The organism is Microbacterium galbinum, assembly GCF_023101185.1.
In the GTDB taxonomy this organism is placed as follows: domain Bacteria; phylum Actinomycetota; class Actinomycetes; order Actinomycetales; family Microbacteriaceae; genus Microbacterium; species Microbacterium galbinum.
This window is the reverse complement of the sequence record NZ_CP078077.1, coordinates 2,921,172-2,934,555: the sequence shown is the minus strand read 5'-3', so window position 1 is coordinate 2,934,555 and position 13,384 is coordinate 2,921,172. Positions and strand designations below refer to the sequence as shown.

The 13,384-nt window shown below is 67.8% G+C and carries 13 protein-coding genes and 1 tRNA gene; 7 read left to right on the top strand and 7 right to left on the bottom strand.

Annotation, left to right across the window (positions count from 1 at the left end):
• Positions 1 to 33: 33 nt before the first annotated feature.
• Complete coding sequence (locus KV396_RS14185) at positions 34 to 1,218, bottom strand: ferrochelatase (RefSeq protein ID WP_247956115.1); 1,185 nt, start codon at positions 1,216 to 1,218, stop codon at positions 34 to 36.
• 123 nt (positions 1,219 to 1,341) lie between these two features.
• Between KV396_RS14185 and pepN the strand changes: the two genes are divergently transcribed.
• From pepN to KV396_RS14165, 4 genes are all read left to right on the top strand, one after another.
• On the top strand, positions 1,342 to 3,894 hold the full coding sequence (gene pepN / locus KV396_RS14180) for an aminopeptidase N (protein ID WP_247956114.1): 2,553 nt from the start codon (positions 1,342 to 1,344) through the stop codon (positions 3,892 to 3,894).
• 100 nt (positions 3,895 to 3,994) lie between these two features.
• On the top strand, positions 3,995 to 5,071 hold the full coding sequence (locus tag KV396_RS14175) for a mechanosensitive ion channel family protein (protein WP_247956113.1): 1,077 nt from the start codon (positions 3,995 to 3,997) through the stop codon (positions 5,069 to 5,071).
• On the top strand, positions 5,068 to 5,517 hold the full coding sequence (locus KV396_RS14170) for a globin (protein WP_247622550.1): 450 nt from the start codon (positions 5,068 to 5,070) through the stop codon (positions 5,515 to 5,517). Before KV396_RS14175 ends, KV396_RS14170 begins: the two co-directional genes overlap by 4 nt.
• Positions 5,514 to 7,172, top strand: coding sequence for an FAD-binding dehydrogenase (locus KV396_RS14165; protein WP_247956112.1), 1,659 nt, complete (start codon positions 5,514 to 5,516; stop codon positions 7,170 to 7,172). Before KV396_RS14170 ends, KV396_RS14165 begins: the two co-directional genes overlap by 4 nt.
• A gap of 15 nt (positions 7,173 to 7,187) precedes the next feature.
• On the opposite strand, the gene KV396_RS14160 is transcribed toward KV396_RS14165, so the two are convergent.
• A complete protein-coding gene (locus KV396_RS14160) occupies positions 7,188 to 7,859 on the bottom strand; it encodes a hypothetical protein (protein WP_247956111.1) in 672 nt (223 codons plus the stop codon).
• Between the two features lie 49 nt (positions 7,860 to 7,908).
• On the opposite strand from KV396_RS14160, the gene KV396_RS14155 reads away from it, so the two are divergent.
• The gene (locus KV396_RS14155) at positions 7,909 to 8,796 is read left to right on the top strand and encodes an acyl-CoA thioesterase (protein WP_247956110.1); all 888 of its coding nucleotides are present in this window, start codon (positions 7,909 to 7,911) and stop codon (positions 8,794 to 8,796) included.
• A 24-nt stretch (positions 8,797 to 8,820) separates the two neighbouring features.
• Here the strand turns inward: KV396_RS14155 and KV396_RS14150 are convergent, their stop codons facing one another.
• The 4 genes from KV396_RS14150 to KV396_RS14135 all read right to left on the bottom strand — a co-directional run bounded on the left by KV396_RS14150 (position 8,821) and on the right by KV396_RS14135 (position 12,139).
• Positions 8,821 to 9,315: an acyl-CoA thioesterase gene (locus KV396_RS14150; RefSeq protein WP_247622554.1), complete on the bottom strand. Its 495-nt coding sequence runs from the start codon at positions 9,313 to 9,315 to the stop codon at positions 8,821 to 8,823.
• A gap of 6 nt (positions 9,316 to 9,321) precedes the next feature.
• A complete protein-coding gene (gene ettA / locus KV396_RS14145) occupies positions 9,322 to 11,001 on the bottom strand; it encodes an energy-dependent translational throttle protein EttA (RefSeq protein WP_247622555.1) in 1,680 nt (559 codons plus the stop codon).
• Positions 11,002 to 11,062: 61 nt separating this feature from the next.
• On the bottom strand, positions 11,063 to 11,554 hold the full coding sequence (locus KV396_RS14140) for a DUF6993 domain-containing protein (protein WP_247956109.1): 492 nt from the start codon (positions 11,552 to 11,554) through the stop codon (positions 11,063 to 11,065).
• Positions 11,555 to 11,626: 72 nt separating this feature from the next.
• Positions 11,627 to 12,139 carry a single-stranded DNA-binding protein gene (locus KV396_RS14135; protein ID WP_247956108.1) on the bottom strand — a complete coding sequence of 171 codons (513 nt, stop codon included), beginning with the start codon at positions 12,137 to 12,139 and terminating at the stop codon, positions 11,627 to 11,629.
• Between the two features lie 191 nt (positions 12,140 to 12,330).
• Between KV396_RS14135 and KV396_RS14130 the strand changes: the two genes are divergently transcribed.
• Positions 12,331 to 12,603, top strand: coding sequence for a hypothetical protein (locus tag KV396_RS14130; RefSeq protein ID WP_247622558.1), 273 nt, complete (start codon positions 12,331 to 12,333; stop codon positions 12,601 to 12,603).
• Positions 12,604 to 12,619: 16 nt separating this feature from the next.
• Here the strand turns inward: KV396_RS14130 and KV396_RS14125 are convergent.
• A tRNA-Arg gene (locus tag KV396_RS14125) sits at positions 12,620 to 12,691 on the bottom strand.
• Positions 12,692 to 12,751: 60 nt separating this feature from the next.
• On the opposite strand from KV396_RS14125, the gene orn reads away from it, so the two are divergent.
• Positions 12,752 to 13,378 (top strand): oligoribonuclease, encoded by a 627-nt coding sequence (gene orn / locus KV396_RS14120; RefSeq protein WP_247956107.1) that lies wholly within the window; start codon positions 12,752 to 12,754, stop codon positions 13,376 to 13,378.
• Positions 13,379 to 13,384 lie beyond the last annotated feature (6 nt).

Below are 13,384 nucleotides of genomic sequence, written 5' to 3'. Positions count from 1 at the left end.
CCATTCTATTGACGCCACCGACATCGCGTCGGACTACGGGGCGACGCCCGCGGCCGCCGGCTTGAAGCCGGCGCGCACGTTCTCGCAGCAGCCGGGACGGCAGACGTCGAAACCGCCCGGAAGGTCGGTCAGGTGCTGGCGCTCACTCCGCGGACGCCCCTCGAGACGCTCCTGGATCAGGTCGACGATCCCGGCGACGAACGTGGGCGACACACCCGGGGTGGGCGTGCGGGTGAAGGCGAGTCCCGCTTCCTCCGCCGCTTCCTTGGCCTCGGTGTCGAGGTCCCAGAGCACCTCCATGTGGTCGCTCATGAAGCCCAGCGGAACGACGGCGACGGCCCGGCGTCCGCGCCCGGGCAGCTCGGCGATGACGTCGCACACGTCGGGGTCGAGCCATGGCTGCGACGGGGGGCCCGAGCGCGACTGGTAGACGAGCTCCCACGACACACCGGCACCGGCCGGCAGCGTCTGCAGCACGCGGTCCATCACCCAGGCCGCGACGGCCTCGTGCTGCGCCGCGTACGCGCCGCCCTCACCCCAGTCGATGTCGCGAGCGCCGGAGCGCTGCGCGTCCTCCGTCGGGATGCTGTGCGTGGAGAACAGGATCTGGATGTCGGATGCCGCGATCCCGTCGGCGAGGAAGCCCTCGATCGCTTCGCGGACGCCGGTCTCGAAGGCGTCGACGAATCCGGGGTGGTCGTAGAACGGACGGATCTTGTCGATCGTGACGCTGTCACCGAGGCCGGTCTCCTGCAGAACGCCCGCGAAGTCCTCGCGGTACTGCCGGCAGCTCGAGAACGAGCTGTACGCGCTCGTCGCGAAGGCGAGCAGCGTCGAGTGACCGTTGTCGGATGCCGTCGTCACCGCGTCCGCGAGATACGGCGTCCAGTTGCGGTTGCCCCAGTACACGGGCAGATCGATGCCCCGCGCGGCGAGTTCGGCCTCGAGCGCCGCCTTGAGCGCGCGGTTCTGACCGTTGATCGGACTCACGCCGCCGAAATGACGGTAGTGATGCGCGACCTCTTCGAGCCGCTCGTCGGGGATGCCACGTCCTCGCGTCACATTGCGCAGGAAGGGGATCACGTCCTCCTGACCCTCCGGTCCGCCGAAGCCGGCGAGGAGGATCCCGTCGTAGGCGACGGGGGTCGTGACGATGGCTGCACCTGCGGCCGCGGCAGCAGAGGCAAAGGGGACGACTACGGGTTCGATCGCGCTCACCCTCCTATCCTTTCACCTCGACGGAGTGGCGAGGGTCGCGCGCTGGCGTAGTCTGTCATGGTTGCCGTCGGCGCCAACTGCGCCATTCCCCGGCGACGACCCCTCACCCCTGGGAGTAAAGCTGTGCCTGGAGAGAACCTCACCCGTATCGAAGCGCAGGAGCGTCGCGACGTCGTCGGCACCGAGTCGTACGACATCGCACTCGACCTGACGAAGGGCGCCGAGATCTTCGGATCCCGGAGCGTCGTCCGCTTCACCGCGACGCCCGACAGCTTCACGTTCATCGATCTGATCGCGCGCGACGTGCGCGAGATCTCGCTCAACGGCGAGCAGCTCGACCCGAACGAGGTCTTCGCGGATTCGCGCATCACCCTCACGGGCCTGCAGGCCGAGAACGTGCTGGTCGTCGACGCCGACTGCCTCTACACGAACACGGGCGAGGGCCTGCACCGCTTCGTCGACCCCGTCGACGGCGAGGTCTACCTCTACTCCCAGTTCGAGGTGCCCGACTCCCGTCGCGTGTTCGCGGTGTTCGAGCAGCCCGATCTGAAGGCCACGTTCCAGTTCACGATCACGGCGCCCGCCGCCTGGAAGGTGATCTCGAACTCCCCCACGCCCGAGCCCATCGTGCACGACGACGACGTCACCGCGACCTGGGGCTTCGAGCCGACCCCCCGCATCTCCTCGTACATCACGGCCCTGATCGCCGGCCCGTACGAGTCGACCTTCTCCGAGCTCACGAGCGCATCCGGCCGCGTCATCCCCCTCGGCGTCTACGGACGCAAGAGCCTCTGGCAGCACCTCGACGCCGACTACATCTTCGACAAGACCCGTGAGGGCTTCGCCTACTACGAGTCCAAGTTCGGCGTTCCCTACCCGTTCGCCAAGTACGATCAGCTCTTCGTACCGGAGTTCAACGCCGGAGCCATGGAGAACGCCGGCGCTGTCACCTTCACCGAGACCTACGTCTTCCGCAGCAAGGTGACGGATGCCGTGAAGGAGCGTCGTGTCGTCACGATCCTCCACGAGCTCGCACACATGTGGTTCGGCGATCTGGTGACCATGAAGTGGTGGAACGACCTCTGGCTGAACGAGTCGTTCGCCGAGTGGGCGTCGACCATCGCGACCGCCGAGGCCACCGAGTGGACCGAGGCATGGACGACCTTCAACGCGATGGAGAAGACCTGGGCGTACCGCCAGGACCAGCTCCCGTCGACGCACCCGATCGTCGCCGAGATCAACGACCTCGAGGACGTGCAGGTCAACTTCGACGGCATCACGTACGCCAAGGGCGGCTCCGTGCTCAAGCAGCTCGCCGCGTGGGTGGGCATCGAGGCCTTCTTCGCCGGTGTCTCGCAGTACTTCCAGAAGCACTCGTGGGGCAACACCGAGCTGAGCGATCTGCTCGTCGAGCTCGAGGCGACCAGCGGACGCGACCTGAGCACGTGGTCGAAGAAGTGGCTCGAGACCGCGGGGGTCAACACCCTCGAGCCCGTCATCGCGGAGGACGGCAACGGCACGATCTCGCGCTTCGCCGTGACGCAGACCGCCCCGGCCGACTACCCGACGATCCGCCCACACCGTCTGGGCATCGGGTTCTACAACCTGACCGACGGTGCACTCAGCCGCACGCACTACGTCGAGGTCGACGTCGACGGCGATCGCACCGAGGTGCCGGAGCTGCAGGGCCTGGCCCAGCCCGACCTCGTGCTGCTGAACGACCAGGACCTCGCCTATGCGAAGATCCGCCTCGACGAGCGCTCGCTCGCGACGGCGATCGCGCACCTCGCCGACATCCACGATCCGCTCGCGCGCTCGCTCGTCTGGGGTGCGGCGTGGGATCAGACCCGCGACGCCGAGAGCGCGGCATCCGACTACATCGATCTCGTGCTCGGCAACATCGGCCGGGAGAGCGAGTCGACGACCGTGCGCACGACGCTCGCGCAGCTGCGCACGGCGGCGACGCTCTACGTCGCGCCCGAGGAGCGCGACGCGGCGCGACTCAAGGTCGCCGACGGCCTGTGGGCACTCGCCGAGTCGGCCGAGGCCGGCAGCGACAGCCAGCTGCAGTTCGTCACCGCCTTCGCCACCTCTCTCGTGACGCCGGAGCACGCGGGCATCGTCGGTCGCCTGCGCTCGGGCGAGGAGACGCTGCCCGGTCTCGAGATCGATGCCGACCTGAGCTGGCAGCTGCTGGTGGGCCTCGCGACCATCGGGGCCACGGATGCCGCGACGATCGACGCCGCTCTCGCCGCGGACAACACCTCCAAGGGTGGCGAGTTCGCCGCGCAGGCACGTGCTGCTCTCCCCGACGTCGCATCCAAGAAGGCGGCGTGGGCCTCTCTCGTCGACCGCGACGATGCCCCGAACACGATCGTCCGCTCCGCGGCTCTCGGCTTCGTGCACCCCGCGGGTACCGAAGCTCTCCGCGAGTTCGTCGGGCCGTACTTCGAGATGCTCCTCCCCGTGTGGGAGTCGCGCACCTATCAGATCGCGCAGTACCTCGTGACGGGTCTGTTCCCGACGGCACTGGCCGATGTCGCTCTTCGCGACGCGACGCGCGCGTGGCTGTCCGAGCATCAGGATGCCGCGCCGGCGCTGCGCCGCCTCGTGCTCGAGAACCTCGCCGACGTCGAGCGCGCGCTCACCGCGCAGTCCCGCGACAGCGACGACTGACCGTCTGCGTGACGGGGCCCGGGGTGCGTCTGACGACGTCGCCCCGGGCCCCTTCTCGTACCCAGCCCGCGCCGAGACCCGATCGCTAGAATCGATGGCGATGATCATTCCGTTCGAGAACACCGATCCTGTCGAGCCGACCGACGTCCCAGCGATCTGGGCGGACGTCGTCCGCGTTCTCGGTGAAGTGGGCATGAAGGCCCTCGCCGTCGCGATCATCATCGTGAGCTGCGTGCTCATCGCCCTCGTGCTGCGCGTGGTCATCCGTCGGGTCGTGCACCGCATCGTCGACAGCGCGAAGAACAAGGCATCCGTCGACGACACGCAGGCCCTGGAACGCTCACCGCTCGCCGACATGCGCCTCGTGCAGCGCACACGCACCCTGGGGTCGATCCTCCAGAACATCGTGAACGTGATGCTGGTGATCATCGCGCTCGTGCTCATCGTGAACGCGATCGACAACAGCCTGCTCGGCTCCCTGACGCTGCTGACCGCCGCGGTCGGTGCCGGCCTCGGTTTCGGCGCCCAGAACATCGTCAAGGACGTGCTGAACGGCATCTTCCTCGTCGCCGAGGATCAGATCGGCATCGGCGACGTCGTCGACCTCGGTCTCGCGACCGGCGTGGTCGAGTACGTGAGCGTGCGCATCACGCAGGTGCGCGATGTCAACGGCACCCTCTGGTACGTGCGCAACGGCGAGGTCCTGCGCATCGGCAACATGTCGCAGGGCTGGGCCCGCGCGATCATCGACATCGGCGTGCCCGTCGACTCCGATCTCGAAGTGGTCGAGCAGACGATGCTCGACACCGCCCTCGCCCTCGCGAAGGACCCGAAGTGGCGCACCCGAATCGTCGAGAAGCCCGAGCTGTGGGGCCTGGAATCGATCGAGGGCGACGCCCTCGTCGTGCGCATCGTGATCAAAGCCCGCGCGAATGCGAAGGACGACGTCGCTCAGGAGCTGCGCAAGCGTCTGCGCTCGGCACTGGCCGAGAAGGAGATCGCGATCCCCCGCATGCAGGCCGTTATCCCCACCGGCCTCGACGGAGCGCGACGCGTCCGTGGAGCGAATCCCCCCAAGACGCGTCCGAACGCCGTGACCGGCGTTCCGGTGATCCCCGACCGCGGGATCTGGCGGCGTAAGAAACCCACGGCGGGCGACGGGAGCACGGACAAGTGACGTTCTACGACGAGGTCGGCGGCCGCGAGACGTTCGCGAAGATCGTCTCGGTGTTCTACCGCGAGGTCGCGATCGATCCGGTGCTGAAGCCCATGTACCCCGAGGAGGATCTCGGTCCCGCGGAAGAGCGCCTGCTGCTGTTCCTCGAGCAGTACTGGGGAGGGCCCACCACGTACGGGGAGACCCGTGGGCACCCGCGGCTGCGCATGCGCCACATGCCGTTCCACGTCGACCCCGACGCCCGCGATCGTTGGCTCCGCTGCATGCGCACCGCCGTCGACGAGGCGGAGTTGTCGCCTCTGCACGAATCCACGCTCTGGGACTACCTCGAGCGCGCCGCATATGCCATGGTGAACACGTTCGAGCCGTCGGGAATCGGTGCCGGCGCCGACGGACGCCCCACGCTCGAGACCCGCTCACGTCAGGAATCAACGGAGACACCATGACGAACACGCCCCTGTCCACGGATGTCCTGGTGATCGGATGGGGGTTGGCCGGACTCGTCGCCGCCTCCGAGGCGCTCGACGCCGGTCGCCGCGTCGTGCTCATCGATCAGGAGCCACGCACGAACCTCGGCGGACAGGCGTGGTGGTCGTTCGGCGGACTGTTCTTCATCGATTCCCCCGAGCAGCGACGCCTCGGCATCCGAGACTCGATCGAGCTCGCGACGCAGGACTGGTTCGGCTCCGCCGGTTTCGACCGCCCGGAGGACGAGTGGCCGCGCCGATGGGCGGAGGCCTACCTGCAGTTCGCCGCCGGGGAGAAGCGCGCCTGGCTGCGCGAACGGGGCGTCGGCTTCTTCCCCGTCGTGGGATGGGCGGAACGCGGAGGCTACGGGGCGATCGGCCCCGGAAACTCCGTGCCGCGTTTCCACATCACCTGGGGCACCGGTCCGGGAGTGGTCGCTCCCTTCGCGGCCCGGGTCGAACAGGGCGAGCGCGAGGGGCGGCTCACCGTCCTGCCCCGCCATCGCGTCACCGCACTCCTCACGGCCGACGGCGCCGTATCGGGTGCACGCGGCGACATCCTCGCCTCGAACGGCGAGGAGCGCGGCATCCCCTCCTCCCGAGAGATCGTCGGCGACTTCGAGATCCGCGCGGGCGCGACGATCGTGGCCTCGGGCGGTATCGGCGGCAACCACGATCTGGTGCGTGCGGCCTGGCCCGAGCGGCTCGGCACTCCCCCGGCCCACATGCTCACCGGCGTGCCCGCCTACGTCGACGGTTCGATGCAGCGCGTCTCCGCCGAGGCCGGCGCCCGGCTGATCAACGGCGACCGCATGTGGCATTACGTCGAGGGCATCACGAACTGGGATCCGGTCTGGCCGTCGCACGGCATCCGCATCCTCCCCGGTCCCTCATCGCTCTGGCTCGATGCGACCGGCTCGCGCCTGCCCGTCCCGCTGTACCCGGGCTTCGACACGCTCGGCACCCTGGCTCACCTGCGCACGACGGGCCACGACCACTCGTGGTTCGTGACCTCCCGTCAGATCATCGAGAAGGAGTTCGCGCTCTCCGGGAGCGAGCAGAACCCGGACCTCACCGGGAAGGACGTCGGGCTGCTGCTGAAGTCGCGTCTCGCCAAGGGACCGACCGGCCCCGTCCAGTCGTTCCTCGATGAGGGCGCTGACTTCATCGTCGAGAACGATCTCGAGTCGTTGCTCGAGCAGATGCAGGCCCATCCGGGCGGAGAACACCTCGACGTCGAGAACGTGCGGCGCGAGGTGCAGGCGCGTGATCGGGAGATCGAGAACGAGTTCACCAAGGATGCCCAGATCGGCATGCTCCGCTCGATGCGCAGTTATCGCGGCGACAAGCTCATCCGCACAGCCGCACCGCATCGTCTGCAGGACCCATCCGCCGGACCCATGGTCGCCGTGAAGCTCCATGTGCTCACCCGCAAGTCGCTCGGAGGCATCCAGACCGATCTCGACGGGCGTGCGCTCGACGGTCAGGGCTCTGCCATCCCCGGTCTCTTCGCGGCAGGCGAGGCGAGCGGCTTCGGCGGCGGTGGCGTGCACGGCTATCGCGCGCTCGAAGGGACGTTCCTGGGCGGCTGCCTGTTCTCGGGACGGCAGGCAGGACGCGCCGCGGCGCGATGAGCCGGCAGCCGGCGGCTAGATCGAGCCCTGGAGTCCCGTACCCCGCACGGCGGTGAGTCCGGTCGCGACGGGACCGCGCGCGAGTACATGCCCGCGACGGAATGCAAGGCGCGACCATCGCCCCGAGCGCGTCACCGGCACCTGCTCCTCACCCGAGATGAATCCCAGCGCGTCGGCCGCGAAGGCGATCCCGCGCGGCAGGCCCGCCAGGTCCTCGTCCGGTTCGCCCCAGATGGCCGCACGCAACGCGCGGACGGCTTCCTCTCCGGCGCCGGGAGTCGCTCCGCGCGCGACGGCGGAGATCCCCCACTGGGCACGATTCGCGATGACGGATGCCGGAAGCTCGGCGATCTGCTCCCATCCGCTTCGCGGCGGCGCGACACCCGCCCACGCCGGGGAGAGACCCGTCTCGGGCAGTGCGAGTCGAACGTCGTCGTCACCGGCCGTGAGTCGGTCGACCACGATGTCGCACTGCAGCTCGGGATCGGCATGGACGATGCGCATCGCCAGCACGGTGGGGGTCTGGTCGAACAGCCCCTGCGGAGCGAGCGCCGCGGTGGTCAACGCGAGAACTCCGTTCGTCGCCTGCAGACGCACCCCCTCGTCGGTGATCCGCGCCGCCCGTCCCAGGAAGGTGAGGACGTCTTTCGCGGTCTCGCGGTCGGCGAGCAGGAGGTCGTGGGGCACGGGTTCTAAACTATCAACGGAGCGGTGGTCCGGCCGCGGAGAGGGAGATATGAGCGCGGAGAGCCACGCCGTCCGCACCGTCGAGCAGTTGCTCGAGGTGCTCGATCTCGATTCGACGCAGGCGCGTACGACGGAGGACATCTTCACCGGCGCGTCGCACCCGATGCCCACCGGCCGTATCTACGGCGGCCAGGTGCTCGCCCAGAGCCTCATCGCCGCCGAGCGCACGCTCCCCGAGGACCGACCGGTGCATTCGATGCACGGCTACTTCCTGCGCCCGGGCGATTCCGCACAGGGGATAACGATCGCGGTCGATCGCATCCACGACGGGCGGTCGTTCTCCACCCGTCGGTCGCAGGCTTACCAGAACGGGGTGCCGATCTTCTCGATGATCGCCTCGTTCCAGGACGAGGATCCCGGCGTCGAGCATGCCGAGCCGCTACCCGAGGGAATCCCCGATCCGGAGACACTCGCCCCGGATGAGGCGACGGTCGAGGGTCTGCCCGGCGGGACGGTGCGGATGCTGACCGACCGCGCTGCCGACATCCGTCACGTCGACCACCCGCTCTATCTGCCGAGCGGTGACGAGCGGGCACCCCGTCAGGCGGTGTGGATGCGGATGCGTGCACCGCTTCCCGACGATCCGCGCCTGCACCGCGCGGCTCTCGCGTACCTCAGCGACATGACGATCCAGGAGTCGATCCTGCGGGCGCACGGCGTCTACTGGGCGCTTCCCGGGCTGAAGGTGGCGAGCCTCGACCACGCGATGTGGTGGCATCGTCCGGCGCGGGTCGACGAGTGGTTGCTCTACGTGCAGGAGTCGCCGAATGCCCGCGGGGGTCGCGGACTCGCGACGGGACGCATCTACACGCGTGACGGAGCTCTGGTCGCGAGCGTCGCGCAGGAGATCATGATCCGCGTGCCCGAAGGAGCCTGATCCCCGATCCAGCGCTCGACCCGCTCAGCGGTGCGCGTACTCGATCGACGCGCCGACGTAAGGTTCCCACGCCTCGCGCATCTCTCCGGTGAGGCGGGTCGGCCGCCCGGTGCGGGCGTCGACGAGCACGATGATCGCGGTCGAGCGGGCGTAGATGGTGCGCGGCTCGGACGCGGGGTCGTTGTGCACCTCGTAGCAGACCTCGACGCTCGAACCGCCGAGCTTTCCGAACCACATCTGTACCTCGAGCGGCCGGCGCTGGTACGGCACCGGCGCGAGGTACTCGATCTCCTGGCGGGCGATGAGCGTGAGCACGCCCTCATCGATGCCCGAATCGAGCACAGCGGTCGAGGGGGCTTCCTCCCCCGGTCCCGCACGCCAGAACGCCCGCACACGCGCCTCTTCGAGGAGCTTGAGCATGGAGGTGTTGTTGACGTGGTTGAATGCGTCCAGATCTCCCCACCGCAGGTGGATGGGAATGTGCAGACGAGGACCTGCCGCTGTGCTCGAGTCGGACATCGGTGCTCAGTCGCGCGTGAGCTTGCGGTGCGTCGACCGGTGCGGCTTCGCCGCGTCCGGACCGAGGCGCTCGATCTTGTTCTCCTCGTAGGCCTCGAAGTTGCCCTCGAACCAGTACCACTGGTCGGGCTTCTCGTCGGTGCCTTCGTACGCCAGGATGTGCGTGGCGATGCGGTCGAGGAACCACCGGTCGTGCGTGATGACCACGGCGCAGCCGGGGAACTCGAGCAGCGCGTTCTCGAGCGAGCTCAGCGTCTCGACGTCGAGGTCGTTGGTGGGCTCGTCGAGGAGCAGCAGGTTGCCGCCCTCCTTGAGCGTGAGGGCGAGGTTCAGACGGTTGCGCTCACCACCGGAGAGCACACCGGCCTTCTTCTGCTGGTCCGGCCCCTTGAAACCGAACTTCGACACATAGGCGCGCGACGGGATCTCGGTCTTGCCAACGGTGATGAAGTCGAGTCCGTCGGAGACGACCTCCCACAGCGTCTTGTCGGGGTCGATGTTCGCGCGAGACTGGTCGACGTAGCTGATCTTGACCGTCTCACCGATCTTCAGGGTGCCGCCGTCGAGCGGCTCCAGGCCCACGATCGTCTTGAACAGCGTGGTCTTTCCGACGCCGTTCGGGCCGATCACGCCGACGATGCCGTTGGGCGGCAGGTTGAAACTGAGTCCATCGATGAGAGAGCGACCGTCGAAGCCCTTCTGCAGGTTCTTCGCGTCGATGACGATGCTGCCGAGTCGAGGACCGGCGGGGATCGTGATCTCCTCGAAGTCGAGCTTGCGGGTGCGCTCCGCCTCGGATGCCATCTCCTCGTAGCGGGCGAGACGCGCCTTCGACTTGGTCTGACGCCCCTTCGCGCTGGAGCGGACCCACTCGAGCTCCTCCTTGAGGCGCTTCGCGAGCTTGGCGTCCTTCTTGCCCTGGATCTCGAGGCGCTCGCCCTTCTTCTCGAGGTAGGTCGAGTAGTTGCCCTCGTAGCCGATCAGGCGACCACGGTCGACCTCTGCGATCCACTCGGCGACGTGGTCGAGGAAGTACCGGTCGTGGGTGATCGCGATGACCGCGCCCTTGTACGCCTGCAGGTGCTGCTCGAGCCAGAGCACGCTCTCGGCATCGAGGTGGTTGGTGGGCTCGTCGAGCAGCAGCAGATCCGGCTTCTGCAGCAGCAGCTTGGCGAGAGCCACGCGGCGCTTCTCACCACCGGAGAGTGGAGCGATCGCCGCATCGGCCGGCGGGGTGCGGAGCGCATCCATCGCCTGGTCGAGCTGGGAGTCGAGGTCCCATCCGTCGGCTGCGTCGATCTCCTCCTGCAGGGTGCCCATCTCGGCGAGCAGAGCGTCGAAGTCGGCGTCGGGATCGGCCATCAGCGCCGAGATCTCGTTGAAACGGTCGACCTTCGCCTTGATGGCGATGCCGTCCTGGATGTTCTCGATCACCGTCTTGGATTCGTCGAGCTCCGGCTCCTGCATCAGGATGCCGACGCTGAACCCCGGCGAGAGCTTCGCCTCGCCGTTGGAGGGCGTGTCGAGGCCGGCCATGATCTTGAGGATCGTCGACTTACCGGCACCGTTCGGGCCGACCATGCCGATCTTCGCTCCGGGGAGGAAGGCCATCGTGACGTCATCGAGGATGAGCTTCTCGCCCACCGCCTTGCGCGCACGGACCATCGAGTAGATGTACTCTGCCACCGGGAATCGCTCCTTCTGTCGGCGTCTGATCGACACTCCAGCCTACCGGCTGGAGTGCGGGTCACCAGTCGATCGCGCGCGTGGTGCCGATGAGGCATCGTCCCTCGGCGAGTTGCGGCATCACCTGCGTCACCAGCTGGCCCGTCGACGGACCGACCTGGCCGATGAGGCACTCGGTGTCGCCCCAACGCACCGAGAACTGCAGACTCTCGGCTGCGTTCCCCACGGTCGACTGGTCGTTGGTGACCTGCATCGCCGCTTTGTCGAAGCCGACGCCCACCAGTGCGTCGATGTACGCTCGCCCCTCGCCGCGCTGCTCCGAATCCCACACGCCCTGCGCGGTCTGAGTGAAGATCGGGAGGTTGTCCTCGGCGGAGCCGTCGGGCACGAAGGCGACCTCCACGGGGGCGTCGGTCGCCGAGGGCGACGGAGCCGAAGACGTGGGCGCGGGATCGGGGCCGCCTACGCAGCCCGCGAGCACGAGGACAGCGGCCGCAGCGACGGACGCACCGACGACCGCGCGTATGACGGGGAGGACCGATCGTCGAAGCACGCCCCGAGTCTACGGGGACGTGCCGACGATCGCCGTCACACGACACGGCGGGAGTCGCGGCCTCTCGCGGGCTCAGTAGAGTGCCGTCGCCGTCGCTTCCTCGTCCACCGCGGGGGTGTCCGTCTCGGCCCATGCCGTGTCGAGCGCGAGCGGCGCGGACTCCTCGTCGCCGCGAGTGTCTCCGTGCGTGTCGTTCGCCGCGGCCGGCGCCTCACTGGTCGGCGTCGTGCGGCTCGAACGGAGGTAGGCCGTCGTCCCCCACCGGAGGTCGTGCCCGATCGCATCCGCGTCGATGTCGACGCTCGTGCCGCTCTTGCCGTTGCTCTCCCAGTTGCGGATCCGCAGACGCCCGGTGACGATCACACTGTCGCCGGAGCGCAGCGAGGCCTTCGCATGCTCGCCGAGCTGCCGATACGCGGCGACGGAGTACCAGTTCGTTCCGGAATCGACCCAGGCCTGGGCCGACTGATCGAATCGGCGATGGGTGCTCGCGAGACGGAAGTTCGTCACGGCGACGCCTCCGCCCGTCTGCGCCTGGTTGGGGTCGGTCGCCACCTTGCCGACGATCGTCACGGTATCCATCATCTCGTTCTCCTTCGCTCCCGAGTCTTCCGCTCGGCTCGCTCCAGACTGCGGCAGGCAGCTGGCCCTGCGGGACACGGATCACGCGGTTGGTGGACGAACGGGAATCCCCGGTCAGCGTGCAGGAAGAGTGCCCCCGGCCATCGATCCGAATGTCGGTGGTCGGTCATACGTTCGAGGTGAGAGGAGAACTCATGAACGACACACTGATCGCACCCACCACCGCACAGCCCTGGACGACGCCCCGCATCGCCTCGACGCGTGAACACCTGATCCGCGCCGCCGATCAGTTGTGGCGTGTGCAGGACAACGCGTCCGGTCGAGTCCTCGGCCACCTTCGCGTCGCCACCGATCCGCTCGGTCTGCGCTATCGCGCCGAGCGTCTCCACCTCGAGACCGGTGCGTTCCGACTGATCGGCGAGTTCTGGCGGGTCGACGATGCGGTATCCGCGCTGCGTTACTCGTGAACCGATGACGCAGTCGTGCCCCCGGCAGGATTCGAACCTGCGACCGGCGGATTAGAAGGCCGCTGCTCTTCCGCTGAGCTACGGAGGCGAATAGCACTACCGTACCGTGCTCGCGCTCCGATGTCGGAGCCGTCGATAGTATGACGGCATGGTATCTGCGTCGGAGAACGATCGTCTCGTATGGATCGACTGTGAGATGACGGGGCTCGATCTCTCGATCGACGAACTCGTCGAGATCGCCGTCGTCATCACGGACTTCGAACTCCAACCCGTCGATCCCGGATTCCAGATCGTGATCCGCCCGAGCGCCGCCTCGCTCGAGAACATGAACGACTTCGTCACCAAAATGCACGAGAAGTCGGGCCTGATCGAGGAGATCCCGCTCGGGGTGACGCTCGAGGAGGCCGAGGCGCAGACGCTCGCATATATCCGTCGCTTCGTCCCCGTCGAGCGCAAGGCTCCCCTCGCCGGCAACACGATCGGCACCGATCGCATGTTCCTCGCGAAGTACATGCCGAAGATCGACCAGTGGCTGCACTACCGCAACGTCGATGTGTCCAGCATCAAGGAGCTCTCGCGCCGGTGGTACCCGCGAGTCTTCTTCCAGGCCCCGTCCAAAGACGGCGGGCACCGCGCGCTCGCAGACATCCTCGAGTCCATCCGTGAGCTCCGCTACTACCGGGAGGCGGTGTTCGTCGACGAGCCCGGCCCCTCGAGCGACGACGCGAAGACCATCGCTCAGCGCACCGTGTCGGAGTTCACCCCAAACATGTAATAGACT